The sequence below is a fragment of the Nocardioides sp. LS1 genome (assembly GCF_003865225.1).
Classification (GTDB): domain Bacteria; phylum Actinomycetota; class Actinomycetes; order Propionibacteriales; family Nocardioidaceae; genus Nocardioides; species Nocardioides ginsengisegetis.
The window spans coordinates 211,559-226,824 of the sequence record NZ_BIFF01000002.1; the positions used below are offsets into that span (position 1 = coordinate 211,559).

The window sequence follows — 15,266 nt, forward strand, 5'->3', positions numbered from 1 at the left end:
GGGACGCGCCCGGGCACAGGAAACGCACAGGCAATGCTGCCAACGTGCCCGCATGCACCCTGCGACAGAGAAGTCGACCGGCGGGCTCCAGCGTGCGTTCGTGGACGCCTACGCCGAGGCGAGCGGTCGGACCGCCACCGAGAGCCCCGTCCTGCCGGTGACGGGAGGGCCGGCCGGCAACGTCCTGCTGACCGCGTGGACGGGGCTGGTGCTGCTCGTCCTGTCGGTCGCAGAGCTGCTGACCCTCTTCGACGTGCGGGGGCTGATCTCGTGGCACGTCGCCCTCGGCGCGTTGCTGGTGCCGCCAGCGGTGATGAAGACGGCGAGCACCGGCTGGAAGATGGCGGGCTACTACCTGGGCCGGACGCCCTACCGCCAGGCCGGCCCACCGCCGCTCCTGCTCCGGGTGCTCGGCCCGCTCGTGGTGGTCTCGACCCTGGGCCTGCTCGCGACGGGCGTCCTCCTGATCCTGCTGGGCGAGGAGTCCGCACGCCAGGACCTGCTCACGGTGCTCGGATTCCGCATCGACTGGATCACCCTCCACCAGGGCTTCTTCGCGGTGTGGGTGGGGGCCGCCGGACTGCACCTCCTGAGCCGGCTCGTCCCGGCGCTCCGCCTCACCATCCTGCCCGGGCAGCGCCCGGCCACCGGGGTGCCCGGGCGCTGGACGCGCCTGCTGTGGTTCGCGGCCATGGTGGCCTCGGCCGCAGCGCTCGCCGTGGTGCTGGTGCATGCCCAAGGCACGTGGGGTTCCCTCCCCCGACGCTGACGTCCCCGGGTCGAGGCCCGAGCGACGTATCACTCAACGCCCGACGCCCCTCTGTCCGGGAAACGATCCTCGGAGGGAGGTGACCGGCATGGCCGCATGGATCGCCGTCGAGCAGGAGTCCGGCACGTCCGCTGGGCGCGCGCACGTGCACCGCCACAACGGCTACTACGCGGGCGAGTTCACCGCGAGGGAGTACGTCGGACCGGCCGGCTGGAGCGTCCCGATCACGCCGTTCGACGCCCCAGCGGGCGAGGTCCGGCCCTACGCCTTGGCGTAGGCGGCGACGCCGGTGTCGTAGAGCACGCAGGCCTCGTCGCCCACGACCCAGGCGTCGTGGCCGGGTTCGATGAGCACGACGTCACCGGGGCCGATGGTGCTCTCCGTGCCGTCGTCCATGCGGATCACCATCTGGCCCGACACGCAGATGCCGGTGTGGCGGACCTGGCAGGACTCGGTCCCGGCGATCGGCTTGACGTCCTCCGACCAGCGCCAGCCGGGCTCGAAGGTGCCCATGCCGAGGGTGAAGTCGTCGAGCGTGACGACGTCCATGTGACCGTGGGCCCGGAACGGCCGGACCTCGTTGGGTGTGGCGATGTTCAGTGATGACACGACTACCTCCAGGTGTGCAGGGCCGTCCCCGGGCGACCCCAATCTAGGCCGGTCACGGCCTCCCCGGAATCGCCCATCTGGATCGTCTGCTGGCCCCTACAGCGCCTCGGCCGGCGCGTCCTGGATGAACTGCGTCCGGTAGAGGTCGGCGTACAGGCCACCGGAGGCCAGGAGCTCGGCGTGGGTGCCGGCCTGGCTGATCCTGCCGCCGTCGAGGACCAGGATCCGGTCGGCGTTGCGCACGGTCGAGAGCCGGTGCGCGATGACGAGTGACGTGCGCCCCTCGAGCGCGGCGTCGAGCGCCCGCTGGACGGCGGCCTCCGACTCGCTGTCGAGGTGCGCCGTCGCCTCGTCCAGGACGACGATCGCCGGGGCCTTGAGCAGCAGCCGGGCGATCGCGAGCCGCTGGCGCTCGCCGCCGGACAGCCGGTAGCCGCGGTCGCCGACGACCGTGTCGAGGCCGTCGGGCAGGCCGCGCACCAGCGGGGCAATCTGGGCGGCCTCGAGGGCGTCCCAGATCTCCTCGTCGCCGGCCTCGGGCCGGGCATAGAGCAGGTTGGCGCGGATCGTGTCGTGGAACATGTGGGCGTCCTGGGTGACGTAGCCGACCGCGTCCTCGAGGGACTGCAGCGTGACGTCGCGGACGTCCTGCCCGCCGACCCGCACCACGCCGCGCTCGGCGTCGTAGAGGCGGGCGACGAGGTGGGTGACCGTCGTCTTGCCGGCACCCGAGGGCCCGACCAGCGCGATCATCTGCCCCGGCTCGGCGACGAAGGAGATGTCGGCCAGGACCTGACCGCTGTCGCGGGACTCCTTGCGGGCCACGCCCTCGAGCGAGGCGAGCGAGATCTCGTCGGCGCGGGGGTAGGTGAAGGCGACGTGGTCGAACTCCAGGCGTGAGGCGGTCGGCGGCAGGGCGAGGGCGTCGGGCTTCTCCTGGATCAGGGAGGGCAGGTCGAGCACCTCGAAGACCCGCTCGAAGCTCACCAGCGCGGTCATCACGTCGATGCGGACGTTGGAGAGCCCCTGGAGCGGGCCGAGGAGCCGGACCAGCAACGTCGCGAGCGCGAGCAGGGTGCCGACGGTGAGGGTGCCGTCGAGGGCGAGGTGGCCGCCGACGCCGTACACCAGCGCGGTCGCGAGGGCCGGCACGGCCAGCATCGCGGCCACGAACACCCGCTGGATCAGGGAGATCTGGACGCCGAGGTCGCGGACCCGCCCGGCCTTCGAGGCGAACTTCACGTCCTCGTCGTCGCGGCGGCCGAAGAGCTTGAGCAGCATCGCGCCGCCCACGTTGAAGCGCTCGGTCATCGCGTTGCCCATGTCGGCGTTGCCGTCCATCTGCTCACGCGTGAGGCCTGCGAGCCGGTTGCCCACCCAGCGCGAGGACAGGAACAGCACGGGGAACAGCAGCAGGCACAGCAGAGTGACCTGCCAGCTCAGCGCGATCATCGCGATGCCCACGACCACGACCGAGATGGCGTTGGAGACGGTGCCGGACAGGGTGGAGGTGAACGCCCGCTGGGCACCGATCACGTCGTTGTTGAGGCGCGAGACCAGCGCGCCGGTCTGGGTGCGGGTGAAGAACGCGAGCGACTGGCGCTGCACGTGCGCGAAGACCTGCACCCGCAGGTCGTAGATCAGTCCCTCCCCGATCCGTGACGACAGGTAGCCCACGACGACGCTCAGCAGGGCGTCGGCGAGCGCCACGCCGGCCATCGCCAGGGCCAGGACCGTGACGAGACGGCCGTCTCCGCCGAGGATGCCGCGGTCGACGATCCGCTTGACCAGCAGCGGCGAGACCACGACCAGTCCGGCGTCGACGACGGTGAAGACCAGGAACAGCGCGATCAGCGTCCGGTGCGGACCGGCGTAGCGGAAGACGCGACGGACGGTGCCGCGCGCCAGGCGCTGGTCGACGGCGCTGCGGTCGGTGCGCATCGCCCGGAAGGCCGGGCCCATGCCCATCATCGACATCAGCTGCCTCCATCTCCGCCCTGCAGCCGGGCCAGCTCGCGGAACCGGCGGACCTGGGCCTCGCGCTCGAAGCGGCGCTGCTCGTCCAGGTCGCGCCCCGACGCCGCCTGCAGCAGCGCCTTGGTCTCCGACACCGCCCCGGCCATCGGGGCGGTCAGGGCGGCGACCAGGTGCGCGACAGTGGCGTCGAGCTCCTCGGCGGGGACCACGGCCTGCGCGAGCCCGATCTCCACGGCCTCGGCCGCGTCGACCATCCGCGCAGTGGCACAGATCTCCAGCGCCCTGGCATAGCCAACGCTGTCGACGAGCGGCTTTGTTCCCGCGAGGTCCGGCACCAGCCCGAGCGCGGCCTCCTTCATGCAGAACTGCGCGTCACTCGTGACCACGCGCAGGTCGCAGGCCAGCGCGAGCTGGAAGCCCGCCCCGATCGCATAGCCCTGCACCGCGGCGATCGAGACGAACCGCGGGTCGTGGAGGAAGGTGAAGCCCTGCTGGTAGGCGTCGATGGTGGCGGAGATGTCCGCATCCTCCATGGCGAGCAGGTCGGCGACGGTCTCGACGCCCTCGCCGGCGGCGCCCGGCGCGAGCATGGCGCGGTCCAGTCCCGCGGAGAACGAGTGCCCCTCGCCGCGCAGCACCACGACCCGGGTCTCCTCGGGCAGCGCCGCACCGATCGCGGCGAGGGCCCGCCACATCGCCGGAGTCTGGGCGTTGCGGACGTCGGGACGGTCCAGCGTGATCGTGGCGACCGCCCCGGACTGGTGGAGGCGGAGGCCGGCGGCCGCGATCGCGTCAGGTGTCATGCCCGGAGTCTAGGAACCCCGCGCACGCCGGCCTCAGGCCAGGGACACCAGGTCGGCGTAGTCGTCGCTCCACAGGTCCTCGTCGCCGTCGGGCAGCAGCAGGACGCGGTCCGGCTCCAGGGCGCGTACGGCGCCCTCGTCGTGCGTCACCAGGATGATCGCCCCCTCGTAGGTGCGGATCGCCGCGAGCACCTCCTCGCGGGAGGCGGGGTCGAGGTTGTTGGTGGGCTCGTCGAGGAGCAGCACGTTGGCGCTGGAGACGACCAGGGACGCGAGCGCGAGGCGGGTCTTCTCGCCACCGGAGAGCACGCCGGCGGGCTTCTGGGCGTCGTCGCCGGAGAACAGGAACGACCCGAGCACGCTGCGCGCCTCGGTGTCGGTGAGCTGCGGAGCGGCGCTCTGCATGTTCTCCAGCACGGTGCGGTTGGTGTCGAGGGTCTCGTGCTCCTGGGCGTAGTAGCCCAGCTTGAGCCCGTGCCCCGGGATCACCTCGCCGGTGTCCGGCTTGTCGACGCCCGCCAGGATCCGCAGCATCGTGGTCTTGCCGGCACCGTTGAGCCCGAGGATGACCACGCGGCTGCCCTTGTCGATGGCCAGGTCCACGTCGGTGAAGACCTCCAGCGAGCCGTAGGACTTGGACAGCTCGCTGGCGGTGAGCGGGGTCTTGCCGCAGGCGGCCGGCGAGGGGAACTTGATCTTCGCGACCTTGTCGGCCGCACGCTCGCCCTCGAGCCCGGACATCATCTTCTCGGCGCGCTTGAGCATCGACTGGGCCGCGGTGGCCTTGCTGGCCTTGGCCCGCATCTTGTTGGCCTGGTCGGTGAGCGTCTTGGCCTTGCTCTCGGCGTTGGCCCGCTCGCGCTTGCGGCGGCGCTCGTCGGTCTCGCGCTGGGTGAGGTAGGCCTTCCAGCCCATGTTGTAGACGTCGATGACGCCGCGGTTGGCGTCGAGGTGCAGCACCTTGTTGACCGTGGTCTCGAGCAGGTCGTTGTCGTGGCTGATCACGATCAGCCCGCCCTTGTGCGACTTCAGGAACTCCCGCAGCCACACGATCGAGTCGGCGTCGAGGTGGTTGGTCGGCTCGTCGAGCAGCAGCGTGTCCGCGCCGGAGAACAGGATGCGCGCGAGCTCCACGCGGCGGCGCTGTCCGCCGGACAGGGTCTTGAGCTGCTGGCCGAGGATCCGCTCCTCGATGCCGAGGCTGTTGGCGATCTGGGCGGCCTCCGACTCGGCCGCGTAGCCGCCGCCGGCGTGCAGCTCGGCGTCGGCGCGGGAGTACTGCCGCATGGCCTTCTCGGCCACGTCGGGGTCACCGCTGGCCATGTCCGTCTCGGCGGCCCGGAGGCGTCGTACGACGTCGTCGAGGCCGCGCGCGGACAGGATCCGGTCGCGGGCGAGGACCTCGGGGTCTCCGATGCGGGGATCCTGCGGGAGATAGCCGACCTCGCCGGTCGCCTGGACGTTGCCCGCAGCGGGCAGCGCCTCCCCCGCGAGGATCTTGGTGAGGGTGGTCTTGCCGGCGCCGTTGCGGCCCACCAGACCGACCTTGTCGCCGGCGGCGACCCGGAAGCTGACGTTCTCCATGAGGAGCCGCGCGCCGGCACGGACTTCGAGCTGGTGGGCGGTGATCATGAGGGTGGTTAGTCTAGGCGCGGCTCACCGCCCCGCACGAACTGAGCAGCCCCTGGAGGGACCCATGCGCTTCAATCCCAAGGCCCGTCTGGACACCAAGCGCATGGGCGACGCCGGCCGTGGCCGCGGCGGGGGCGGCGGACTCGGGGGTGGAGGCGGCTCCAGCATCCCGATCCCGGGCGGCCTGCGCGCCGGCGGCGGGATCGGCGGCGTGATCATCGTCATCCTCTACCTCGTCCTGACGCAGTGCCTCAACAACGGCGGCGGCGGCACGAGCAGCGGCCTCGACAGCAGCCGCTTCACCGGCGCCGACACCGGCCGCTACAGCTCCTGCAAGACCGGCGAGGACGCCAACAAGTCCGCCGACTGCGCCCGGGTCGCCGTCGAGAACTCCCTCTACGACTATTGGTCCACCACGCTGCCCGACCAGGCCGGCACCGACTTCACCGCCGAGGCGGGCATCGAGACCTTCACCGACTCGATCGACACCGGCTGCGGCAACGCGACCTCGGACGTCGGCCCGTTCTACTGCCCCAACGACCAGTACATCTACCTCGACACCAGCTTCTACAAGGCCGTGCTGCAGAAGCAGCTCAACGGTCCGAGCGGCGACTTCGTGGAGCCCTACGTGATCGCCCACGAGTACGGCCACCACATCCAGAACCTCCTCGGCACCATGAGCCGGGTCAAGACCCAGCAGGGCCCGAAGTCCGACTCGGTGCGCCTGGAGCTGCAGGCCGACTGCTACGCCGGCATGTGGGCCAAGAACGCCACGTCCACCGACAACGCCGACGGCGTGGCGCTGATCGAGTCGCTCAGCGACCAGGACATCCAGGACGCCATCGCCGCGGCCACCGCGGTCGGCGACGACCGGATCCAGGAGGAGGTCAACGGCCGGGTCAACCCGGAGCAGTGGACCCACGGGTCGGCGGCGTCGCGGGTGAAGTGGTTCATGACCGGCTACCAGCAGGGCTCGCTCAAGGCCTGCGACACGTTCGCCACGAACGACCTCTAGGTCTCGGCGGGCTCGATCACCGAGCTCCGGTGCCCTCCATCAGGGCCTCGATCTGCGGGAACTGCCGCTGGAGGGCGCGCAGGTGCGGCGCGACGGCGGGGTGGCGGTACTTCCCGGCGAGCGCTCCCTCTCCCCCGGCCACCCGGGCCAGCGCCCACTCGGCGCGGTTGAGCACCGTGACGACCGCGGTCACCCGGGCCCCGAGCGCGACCTGCTCGCGCGTCGCGAGCCCGTCGGGCATCCCGAGCAGGTAGGCGTCGAGCAGCGGCTCGAAGTCCTCGCGCGCCGACAGCATGAAGTAGCCGAGGTCGGCGCCGACCGGGCCGTGCCCGAGGGTCCCCCAGTCCAGACCCACGACGTCATCGCCCTCGCGGCCAGGGAGGTTGGCCGGCACCGGGTCGCCGTGCTGCGGCACCTGCGGCAGTGCGTCGAGCGCGTCGAGGAGCGACCTACGCCGCCCCCAGAGGTGCTCGGCGACGTCGGCGACCGTGGTCCGGGCGAGGGTGCGCCACCCGCCGCGGCGCTCGACGCGCGCCAGCCGGTCGCGGAGCTGGTCGCGGGCCAGCCAGGGCGCGTCGCCCAGGTCGGCGCCGGCGAAGCGGCCGAGGCCGTGCGCACAGAACAGGCCGCTGTTGGCGGCGTCCTCGACCCAGTCCTGGGTGAGCGTGATGCCCTCGACGTCCTCGGCGACCGACGTGCGGACCGGGCAGCGCAGGCCGGGAGTCGCCTCGACGAGACCGCTGGTGACGACGTCGGCGGCACGCCGCCAGTAGGCGAAGTGGTGGGGGTCGCTGAGCTCGGCGGGGTCGTTCTCGAACGGCGCGGCCAGCCGCTTCACCACCACGGGCTGGTCACCGAGCACGGTCCGCCAGACGCCGACCGTGGACGTGCCGGATCCCGCCGGCATCGGATGCCACCCCGTCTCGGGCTGCCACATGCTTCGGACGCTAGCCGATGTCGCGCCCCGCGTAGCGCCACCACGCGGTGACGAGCACCGCGGCGGCCAGACCGGTCAGGACCAGTGCGGGCGTGGCGGCGAAGGCCACGACCGGCATCGCCGGGCTGTGGGCGTAGGGCGAGAGCCCGACCAGCCAGCCCGGCAGGTGCAGGAGGTCGCCGAGCTGGCCGACGACGAAGCAGGCGCCGAGGACGCCCCAGCCCAGCGGTGCCCACCTGCTGTCGACGGCGAAGAGCAGGACGGCGACGGCCAGCACGGTCCACACCGCGGGTGCCTGGGCGAGCGCCGCCTCGACCAGCCCGGGGGCGTCCCGGCCGAGGCCGACGCCGGTGGCCAGCCCCGTGACCGCGAGCAGCCAGGCGGCTCCCCCGGTCGCCACCGCCGTGGACGCCACGAAGGCACGGGTGCGGGAGGTGGCGGTGGCGAGCACCTGCTCGGTGCGGCCGTCGTGCTCGTCGGTGCCGCCGTGGCCGACGACCGCGAGGCCGAAGCAGGTGATGACGACGGCCGCGATCGACATCAGGGCAGCGAGCAGGGCGTCCTCGAGCGCACCCGCTCCCCCGATGCTCTCGAGCATCCGGCGGCCCGCGTCGCTGTCGAGGAGGTCCTTCACGCCCGGGGCGATCGCGCCCATCACGCCGCCCATCGTCGCGACGGCCACCGTCCACGACAGCAGGGCGGTCCGGTGCACGCGCCAGGCCAGCGCGAACGCGTCGCCCAGCCGGGCCCCGCCCTCCGCCGGTCCGGGGCGGGCAGGGACGATGCCGGAGCCGAGGTCGCGGCGGTTCCGCAACAATTGCGCGGTTGCGGCCAGGCCGAGCGCCAGTCCGAGGTCGAGCAGCAGCACCCACCACCGCGGGTCGCGCCAGGCGCTGAGGCGCGTCGACCAGCCGAACGGCGAGAGCCAGCTGAGCCAGACCGGCCCGGTGTCGCCGACGGCCCGGAGCAGGTACAGGACGGCGAGGGCGCCGCCCGCGAGGCCGGCGCAGGTCCGGCTGCTGGCCGAGAGCTGGCACGCGACCGCTGTCAGCGCGGCCGCGACCAGTCCGATCCCGACCCAGGACGCGCCGAAGGCCACGCTGCCGATCGCCGGGAGGCCGCCCGCCACGTCCGCTGCCGCGGCGAGCACGCCGACGGTGGCGGCGATCGACGTACCTTCCAGGAGGGCGGCGGCCAGCAGCGCGTCCGGCCCGATGGCGGTGCCGCCGAGGAGCTCGGCGTGACCCGACTCCTCCTCGCCGCGCGTGTGGCGGCGCACCACGACGAGCAGCAGGAGCGCGACGATGACGGCGTAGAGCACCGTCAGCTTCGTCATCGCGAGCTCGCCGAGGCTGGTCACGTCCAGGATCGGCCCGTAGAGCGCGACGATCGCGGGGCTGGCGTTGATCGCGCGCGCGGCCGACACCCGGTCCGCGACCGAGGGGTACAGGCCGGCGGTCGCGGCGGCGGAGGCGTAGACGACGAGCACCAGCAGGCCGACCCAGACCACCAGCAGGACGCGGTCGCGCCGGACCGCCCGTCGCGTCAGCGCCAGGGTGCCGGTGAAGCGGTTCATGCCCGGTAGGCGTCGAGGAAGAGCTCCTCGAGGGTCGGCGGCGTGCTGGTCAGGGCGGTGACGCCGGCGCGGGTCAGCTCACCCAGCACGTGGGGCAGGGCCTCGGGCGACACGGTGCAGGTGACCGTGTGGCCGTCGACCGCCAGGTCGTGGACGCCGGGGGTGCCCGCCAGGTCGGGGATCGTGCCGTCGAGCTGGGCCCGGATCCGGCTCCGGCGCAGGTGCCGGAGGTCGTCGAGGCTGCCGGACTCCACGGTCCGCCCCTCGCGGATGATCGTGACCCGGTCGGCGAGCCGCTCGACCTCGCTCAGGATGTGGCTGGACAGCAGGACGGTCGTCCCCGCCGCCACGCGCTCGGCGACGCAGTCGGCGAAGACCTGCTCCATGAGCGGGTCCAGGCCCGACGTCGGCTCGTCGAGCACCAGCAGCTCCACGTCGACGGCCAGGGCCGCGACGAGGGCGACCTTCTGCCGGTTGCCCTTGGAGTAGGCGCGGCCCTTCTTGGTCGGGTCGAGGTCGAAGCGCTCGAGGAGCTCGGCCCGGTGCCCGGCCCGCGGGTCGGCGCCGCGCATCCGCAGCAGCATGTCGATGGTCTCGCCGCCCGACAGGTTGGGCCACAGCGCGACGTCGCCGGGCACGTAGGCGAGCCGCCGGTGGATCGCGACCGAGTCGCGCCACGGGTCGAGGCCGAAGACCGTCGCGCTGCCCGCGTCGCAGCGCAGCAGCCCGAGCAACGCGCGGAGCGTCGTGGACTTCCCGGCCCCGTTGGGCCCGAGGAAGCCGTGCACCTCGCCGGCCTCGACCGTGAGGTCGAGCCCATCCAGCGCACGATGGGTGCCGAAGCGTTTCACCAGGCCGCGGACCGCGATCGGCGTCGTCACGACTCCGACTCTAGGGGCTGTTGACCACGTCCACGCGGACCGACAGGGCGTCGAGCACGGACTGCTCCAGCACTGCCCGTCGCGGGTCGGGCACCGGCAGCCAGGCCTCGTCGGGTACGACGTGGCGCAGCCGCGCGTCGGCCAGCACCTCCTCGACCGCGGTGTGGTCGCCGCCGGTGGCGACCGGGCCGGTCACGCCGGCCAGGATCCGGGCGGCATGGTCGGCCGCGGCCTCGTAGGCCTGCCGGGCCTGGTTGTCCCGCCGCCGGGCGAAGCGCTGCTGGCTCTGCCCGCCCGCCTTGGTGCGGCCCTGCACGTGGCGCTGGCCGACCTTCGACTCGGTGGTCTTCTCCCCGGCCAGCCGAGCGACGGCGAAGCCGCCCTTGCGGACCAGCAGGACCCCCCAGTCGGCCGGGGCCACGAGCGCCGCGGCGAAGGCGGCGGCGTCCGGCAGGCCGGCGTACTGCTCCCCGAAGGGCAGCCGGGCCTCGAACGTCGACCCGTCACTGGCCGCCCCGGTCAGCGCACCGCCGGCCACCGCGAGCGCGGTGGTGCCGTGGCGGCCGTTGAAGTTGAGGACCCACCGCTCGAGGCGAGCGGCGGGGACCAGGACGTGGGTCAACGACTCAGACGTTGAAGCCGAGCGCCCGCAGCTGCTCGCGGCCGTCGTCGGTGATCTTGTCCGGGCCCCACGGCGGCATCCAGACCCAGTTGATGGCGACGTCGTTGACGAGACCCTCGAGGGCGGAGTTGGTCTGGTCCATGATCACGTCGGTGAGCGGGCAGGCCGCGGACGTGAGGGTCATGTCGAGGACGACGTTGGACTTGTCGTCGAGGTGCACGTCGTAGACGAGGCCGAGGTCGACGACGTTGATGCCGAGCTCGGGGTCGACGACGTCCTTCATCGCCTCGGTGACGTCGTCCACGGTGACCGTGGAGGTCCCGCCGGACCCGTTGGCCGCGGGCACCTCGGGCAGGTCGTCGCCGTGGTCGACGGCGCTGGTGGTCTCGGTGGTGTTCTCGGTCATCGGTTCTCCTCCGACGTTGCGGTGGCCAGGGCCGACGCGGTCGCGTCCTTCCAGGCCATCCAGGACAGCAGGGCGCACTTGACGCGCGCCGGGAACTTGGCGACACCGGCGAACGCGATGCCGTCCTCGAGGACGTCCTCGTCCGGCTCGACGGTGCCCTTGCCCTGCATCAGGGTCAGGAACTCCTCGTGGATCGACATCGCCTCGTCGACGGACTTGCCGATCACCAGGTCGGTCATCACGGAGGCGGACGCCTGCGAGATCGAGCAGCCGACGGCGTCGTACGACACGTCGCGCACCGTCCCACCGTCCACGTGGACGCGCAGCGTCACCTCGTCACCGCACGTGGGGTTGACGTGGTGCACCTCGGCCTCGAAGGGATCCCGCAGGCCCTTGTGGTGAGGGTTCTTGTAGTGGTCCAGGATGATCTCCTGGTACAGCGCGTCGAGCTCTTGACTCATGTATCAACCCAACTTGAAGTAGCTGCGGGTGTATTCCAGCGCCTCGACCAGGGCATCGATCTCGCCCGGCGTCGTGTAGAGGTACGACGACATCCGGGTCGAGCTCTGCACGCCGAAGCGGGCGTGCGCCGGCTTCGCGCAGTGGTGCCCCGCCCGGACGGCCACGCCGCGGGAGTCGAGCACCTGCGCCACGTCGTGGGGGTGCACGCCGTCGATCTCGAAGGAGATCGCCCCGCCGCGCTCGCTCGCGTCGAGCGGACCCATCACGGTCAGGCCGGGCACGGTGGCCAGGCCCTCCAGGGCGTAGCCGGTGATGGCCTGCTCGTGGCGGTGGATGTTGTCCATGCCGATGTGGCCGAGGTAGTCCACGGCCGCGCCGAGCCCGACCGCCTCGACGATCGGCGGGGTGCCGGCCTCGAACTTGTGCGGCAGCCCGGCGTAGGTCGAGCGCTCCATCGTGACGGTCTCGATCATCTCGCCGCCCCCGAGGAACGGCGGCAGCGCCTCGAGCACCTCGCGCTTGCCCCAGAGCACGCCGATGCCGGTCGGGCCGACGACCTTGTGGCCGGTGAAGGCCAGCAGGTCGGCGCCCGAGGCGACGACGTCGACGGGCAGCTGCGGGGCGGCCTGGGAGGCGTCGACGACGACGATCGCGCCGACCTCGTGGGCGCGCCGCGCGATCTCCGCGACCGGGTTGACCGTGCCGAGCATGTTGGAGACCCAGGTCAGCGAGACGACCTTCGTCTTCTCGTTGATCAGGCGGTCGATGTCGGACAGGTCGAGCCGGCCGTCGTCGGTCAGCCCGAACCAGCGCAGCGTCGCACCCTTGCGCTCGGTGAGGAGCTGCCAGGGCACGATGTTGGAGTGGTGCTCCATCTCGGTGATGACGACCTCGTCGCCCTCCCCGATCTCGAGCGGACCCCGCGCCCAGGCGAGCGTGTTGGCGACCAGGTTGAGCGCCTCGGAGGCGTTCTTGGTGAAGATCACCTCGTCACGGCTCGGCGCGCTGATGAACGCCGCGACCTTGTCGCGGGCGGCCTCGAAGGCCTCCGAGGACTCCGCACCGAGCTGGTGCATGGCGCGCGCGACGTTCGCGTTGTGCCGCTCGAGGTGGTCGACCATCGTGTCGATCACCACCTGCGGCTTCTGCGAGGTGTTGGCGCTGTCGAGGTACACCAGCGGCAGCCCGCCCGCGAGCGTGCGCTCGAGGATCGGGAAGTCCTTGCGGATGACCTCCAGCTCGGGGAGGAGTCCGGGGAGGGTCATGCTCAGACTCCGGCCTTGACGTACTTGTCGTAGCCCTCGGCCTCAAGCTGGTCGGCGAGCTCGGGGCCGCCCTGCTCGGCGATCTTGCCGTTGACGAACACGTGGACGTAGTCCGGCGTGATGTAGCGCAGGATGCGGGTGTAGTGCGTGATCAGCAGGACGCCCTTGCCCTCCTGGCCCTTGAAGCGGTTGACGCCCTCGGACACGATCTTGAGCGCGTCGATGTCCAGGCCCGAGTCGGTCTCGTCGAGGACGGCGACCTTCGGGTTGAGCAGCTCGAGCTGGGCGATCTCGTGGCGCTTCTTCTCGCCACCGGAGAAGCCCTCGTTGACCGAGCGGGTGCCGAAGGTCGGGTCGAGGTTCAGCTTCTCGAGCGCGGCGTTGACGTCCTTGACCCAGGTGCGGAGCTTGGGGGCCTCGCCGTCGAGGGCGGTCTTGGCCGTGCGCAGGAAGTTCGACACCGAGACGCCGGGCACCTCGACGGGGTACTGCATGGCGAGGAAGAGGCCCGCGCGGGCGCGCTCGTCGACGGACATGGCCAGCACGTCGGCGCCGTCGAGGGTCACGGTGCCACCGGTGACGGTGTACTTGGGGTGGCCGGCGATGGAGTAGGCCAGCGTCGACTTCCCCGAGCCGTTGGGGCCCATGATCGCGTGGGTCTCGCCCGCCTTGATGGTCAGCGTGACGCCCTTGAGGATTTCCTTGGCGCCGTCCTCGGTGTCGACCGAGACGTGCAGGTCCTTGATCTCCAGCGTGGTCATGAGGGGGTGACTCCGTTCAGAGTGGTGGTGGTGTCGACGTACACGTCGGGTCCGTCGGGGGTGTCGCGGACCTCGACAGGGAAGGTCGCGACGGGTTCGGTGGCGGGCAGCCCGGTCGGCTTGCCCGTGCGGAGGTCGAAGCGCGAGCCGTGCAGCCAGCACTCCACGGTGCAGTCCGCGACCTCGCCCTCGCTGAGCGCGACGGCGGCGTGCGAGCACAGGTCCTGGATCGCGAAGACCTCGTCGCCGTCGCGGGCCACGGCGACGCCGTAGGCCCCGATGTTGACCCCGAGGGCCTCGTCGGTGGGGACCTCCGCGAGGGAGCAGGCGCGCTGGAAGGTCACGCGAGCTCCTTGAGGACGTTCTTGGCGAGCTCGACCTCGACCGTCTCGATGAGGCCGGCCTCGATCTGGGGCACGTCGATCTTGCGGATCAGGTCGTTGAAGAAGCCGTGCACGACCAGGCGGCGCGCCTCCTTCTCCGAGACGCCGCGCGAGCGGAGGTAGAACAGCTGCTCGTCGTCGAAGCGGCCGGTCGCCGACGCGTGGCCCGCGCCCTCGATCTCACCGGTCTCGATCTCGAGGTTGGGGACCGAGTCGGCCTGGCAGCCGTCGGTGAGCACGAGGTTGCGGTTCTCCTCGTAGGTCTCGATGCCCTCGGCCTCCTTGCGGATCAGCACGTTGCCGATCCAGACCGTGTGGGCACCCTCGCCCTGCAGCGCGCCCTTGTAGACCACGTGGCTCTTGGTGCGCGGCGCCGTGTGGTCGACGAAGAGGCGGTGCTCGATGTGCTGGCCCGCGTCGGCGAAGTAGAGGCCGAGCATCTCGACCGAGCCGCCGGGGCCGGCGTAGTGCGCGGTGGTGTCGTGGCGTACGACGTCGCCGCCGAAGGTCACGTCGACGTGCTTGAACGTCGCGTCGCGACCCACCTTGGCGTGCCGGTGGCCCACGTGGACGGCGTCGTCGGCCCAGTCGTCGATGCTGACGACGGTGAGCTGGGCGCCGTCGCCGACGACGATCTCGGCGATGTCGGCCAGGGTCGCGGAGCCGGTGAAGCGGAAGACCACGGTCGCCTTGCTGTGCGCACCGGCCTCGACGACCACGTGCGTCGAGCAGGCGCCGGTCGCGTCGGAGCCGGTCACGTCGATGAGGACCGGCTCGGTCAGCTCGGTGTCAGCGGCGATGCGGACGGCGTAGCGGCGAGCCGCGTCCTGCCACACGCGGGCCGCGAGGCGGTCGCTGGGCACGAAGCCGCTGGCGCCGAGGCGGGCGTCGCCGGCCTCGAGGGGCTCGATCGTGACGCCCTGGGGCGCGTCGTGGGCCTCCGCCCCGACGGTCGTGCCGGAGAGGTCGGCGTCGGCGTGCAGGTCACGCAGCCGCTTGAGGGGCGTGAAGCGCCAGATCTCCTCGCGGCCCGTGGGCACGGGGTGGTCGGCGAGGTCGAAGGACCCCGCCGGGTGGAGGTGCGAGTCGACCTTGCCGAGCTCGAGGGCGTCGGCCACGCCGGGGCGCGCGGTATCGGTAACAGTCACGGATCGTCTTCCTACGGTGT

The 15,266-nt window shown here is 71.9% G+C and carries 17 protein-coding genes; 3 read left to right on the forward strand and 14 right to left on the reverse strand.

What is annotated here, in order from left to right:
• Window positions 1–52 precede the first annotated feature (52 nt).
• Both EJF31_RS05760 and EJF31_RS05765 read left to right on the forward strand, forming a co-directional pair.
• Window positions 53–769 carry a hypothetical protein gene (locus EJF31_RS05760; RefSeq protein ID WP_125036164.1) on the forward strand — a complete coding sequence of 239 codons (717 nt, stop codon included), beginning with the start codon at window positions 53–55 and terminating at the stop codon, window positions 767–769.
• 88 nt (window positions 770–857) lie between these two features.
• On the forward strand, window positions 858–1,046 hold the full coding sequence (locus EJF31_RS05765) for a hypothetical protein (RefSeq protein WP_125036165.1): 189 nt from the start codon (window positions 858–860) through the stop codon (window positions 1,044–1,046).
• On the opposite strand, the gene EJF31_RS05770 is transcribed toward EJF31_RS05765, so the two are convergent.
• From EJF31_RS05770 to EJF31_RS05785, 4 genes are all read right to left on the reverse strand, one after another.
• Entirely contained in the window at window positions 1,031–1,378 is a 348-nt protein-coding gene (locus EJF31_RS05770) for a cupin domain-containing protein (RefSeq protein WP_125036166.1), read from the reverse strand. The two genes, EJF31_RS05765 and EJF31_RS05770, sit on opposite strands and share 16 nt — an antisense overlap.
• Before the next feature lie 96 nt (window positions 1,379–1,474).
• Window positions 1,475–3,355: an ABC transporter ATP-binding protein gene (locus tag EJF31_RS05775; RefSeq protein ID WP_221767477.1), complete on the reverse strand. Its 1,881-nt coding sequence runs from the start codon at window positions 3,353–3,355 to the stop codon at window positions 1,475–1,477.
• Entirely contained in the window at window positions 3,355–4,158 is an 804-nt protein-coding gene (locus EJF31_RS05780) for an enoyl-CoA hydratase/isomerase family protein (protein WP_125036167.1), read from the reverse strand. Before EJF31_RS05780 ends, EJF31_RS05775 begins: the two co-directional genes overlap by 1 nt.
• 33 nt (window positions 4,159–4,191) lie before the next feature.
• Entirely contained in the window at window positions 4,192–5,790 is a 1,599-nt protein-coding gene (locus EJF31_RS05785; RefSeq protein WP_125036168.1) for an ABC-F family ATP-binding cassette domain-containing protein, read from the reverse strand.
• Window positions 5,791–5,854: 64 nt separating this feature from the next.
• Here EJF31_RS05785 and EJF31_RS05790 point away from each other — a divergent pair, with 64 nt between their 5' ends.
• The gene (locus EJF31_RS05790) at window positions 5,855–6,805 is read left to right on the forward strand and encodes a neutral zinc metallopeptidase (protein ID WP_125036169.1); all 951 of its coding nucleotides are present in this window, start codon (window positions 5,855–5,857) and stop codon (window positions 6,803–6,805) included.
• Window positions 6,806–6,821: 16 nt separating this feature from the next.
• On the opposite strand, the gene EJF31_RS05795 is transcribed toward EJF31_RS05790, so the two are convergent.
• Genes EJF31_RS05795 through sufD form a run of 10 tightly spaced genes read right to left on the reverse strand, consistent with a single transcriptional unit; the run spans window position 6,822 to window position 15,246 of the window.
• Window positions 6,822–7,742 (reverse strand): aminoglycoside phosphotransferase family protein, encoded by a 921-nt coding sequence (locus EJF31_RS05795; protein WP_125036170.1) that lies wholly within the window; start codon window positions 7,740–7,742, stop codon window positions 6,822–6,824.
• Between the two features lie 10 nt (window positions 7,743–7,752).
• Complete coding sequence (locus EJF31_RS05800) at window positions 7,753–9,318, reverse strand: ABC transporter permease (protein ID WP_125036171.1); 1,566 nt, start codon at window positions 9,316–9,318, stop codon at window positions 7,753–7,755.
• The gene (locus EJF31_RS05805) at window positions 9,315–10,199 is read right to left on the reverse strand and encodes an ABC transporter ATP-binding protein (protein WP_125036172.1); all 885 of its coding nucleotides are present in this window, start codon (window positions 10,197–10,199) and stop codon (window positions 9,315–9,317) included. The genes EJF31_RS05800 and EJF31_RS05805 overlap by 4 nt, the downstream gene beginning before the upstream one ends.
• Before the next feature lie 10 nt (window positions 10,200–10,209).
• Complete coding sequence (locus EJF31_RS05810) at window positions 10,210–10,821, reverse strand: acVLRF1 family peptidyl-tRNA hydrolase (protein ID WP_125036173.1); 612 nt, start codon at window positions 10,819–10,821, stop codon at window positions 10,210–10,212.
• Between the two features lie 4 nt (window positions 10,822–10,825).
• Window positions 10,826–11,227: a metal-sulfur cluster assembly factor gene (locus EJF31_RS05815; protein ID WP_125036174.1), complete on the reverse strand. Its 402-nt coding sequence runs from the start codon at window positions 11,225–11,227 to the stop codon at window positions 10,826–10,828.
• Window positions 11,224–11,688: a Fe-S cluster assembly sulfur transfer protein SufU gene (gene sufU, locus EJF31_RS05820; protein WP_125036175.1), complete on the reverse strand. Its 465-nt coding sequence runs from the start codon at window positions 11,686–11,688 to the stop codon at window positions 11,224–11,226. The genes EJF31_RS05815 and sufU overlap by 4 nt, the downstream gene beginning before the upstream one ends.
• 3 nt (window positions 11,689–11,691) lie before the next feature.
• On the reverse strand, window positions 11,692–12,954 hold the full coding sequence (locus EJF31_RS05825; RefSeq protein WP_125036176.1) for a cysteine desulfurase: 1,263 nt from the start codon (window positions 12,952–12,954) through the stop codon (window positions 11,692–11,694).
• A 2-nt stretch (window positions 12,955–12,956) separates the two neighbouring features.
• Window positions 12,957–13,715, reverse strand: coding sequence for a Fe-S cluster assembly ATPase SufC (gene sufC, locus EJF31_RS05830; RefSeq protein WP_125036177.1), 759 nt, complete (start codon window positions 13,713–13,715; stop codon window positions 12,957–12,959).
• Window positions 13,712–14,059: a non-heme iron oxygenase ferredoxin subunit gene (locus EJF31_RS05835; RefSeq protein ID WP_125036178.1), complete on the reverse strand. Its 348-nt coding sequence runs from the start codon at window positions 14,057–14,059 to the stop codon at window positions 13,712–13,714. The genes sufC and EJF31_RS05835 overlap by 4 nt, the downstream gene beginning before the upstream one ends.
• Window positions 14,056–15,246: a Fe-S cluster assembly protein SufD gene (sufD, locus tag EJF31_RS05840; RefSeq protein ID WP_125036179.1), complete on the reverse strand. Its 1,191-nt coding sequence runs from the start codon at window positions 15,244–15,246 to the stop codon at window positions 14,056–14,058. Before sufD ends, EJF31_RS05835 begins: the two co-directional genes overlap by 4 nt.
• Window positions 15,247–15,266 lie beyond the last annotated feature (20 nt).

What these genes read in the sequence shown, in the direction of transcription:
- EJF31_RS05760 (WP_125036164.1), top strand. Translation starts at nt 53, where the DNA reads ATGCACCCTGCGACAGAGAAGTCGACCGGCGGGCTCCAGCGTGCGTTC.
- EJF31_RS05765 (WP_125036165.1), top strand. Translation starts at nt 858, where the DNA reads ATGGCCGCATGGATCGCCGTCGAGCAGGAGTCCGGCACGTCCGCTGGG.
- EJF31_RS05775 (WP_221767477.1), bottom strand. Translation starts at nt 3,355, where the DNA reads ATGTCGATGATGGGCATGGGCCCGGCCTTCCGGGCGATGCGCACCGAC.
- EJF31_RS05780 (WP_125036167.1), bottom strand. Translation starts at nt 4,158, where the DNA reads ATGACACCTGACGCGATCGCGGCCGCCGGCCTCCGCCTCCACCAGTCC.
- EJF31_RS05785 (WP_125036168.1), bottom strand. Translation starts at nt 5,790, where the DNA reads ATGATCACCGCCCACCAGCTCGAAGTCCGTGCCGGCGCGCGGCTCCTC.
- EJF31_RS05790 (WP_125036169.1), top strand. Translation starts at nt 5,855, where the DNA reads ATGCGCTTCAATCCCAAGGCCCGTCTGGACACCAAGCGCATGGGCGAC.
- EJF31_RS05795 (WP_125036170.1), bottom strand. Translation starts at nt 7,742, where the DNA reads ATGTGGCAGCCCGAGACGGGGTGGCATCCGATGCCGGCGGGATCCGGC.
- EJF31_RS05800 (WP_125036171.1), bottom strand. Translation starts at nt 9,318, where the DNA reads ATGAACCGCTTCACCGGCACCCTGGCGCTGACGCGACGGGCGGTCCGG.
- EJF31_RS05815 (WP_125036174.1), bottom strand. Translation starts at nt 11,227, where the DNA reads ATGACCGAGAACACCACCGAGACCACCAGCGCCGTCGACCACGGCGAC.
- sufU (WP_125036175.1), bottom strand. Translation starts at nt 11,688, where the DNA reads ATGAGTCAAGAGCTCGACGCGCTGTACCAGGAGATCATCCTGGACCAC.
- EJF31_RS05825 (WP_125036176.1), bottom strand. Translation starts at nt 12,954, where the DNA reads ATGACCCTCCCCGGACTCCTCCCCGAGCTGGAGGTCATCCGCAAGGAC.
- sufC (WP_125036177.1), bottom strand. Translation starts at nt 13,715, where the DNA reads ATGACCACGCTGGAGATCAAGGACCTGCACGTCTCGGTCGACACCGAG.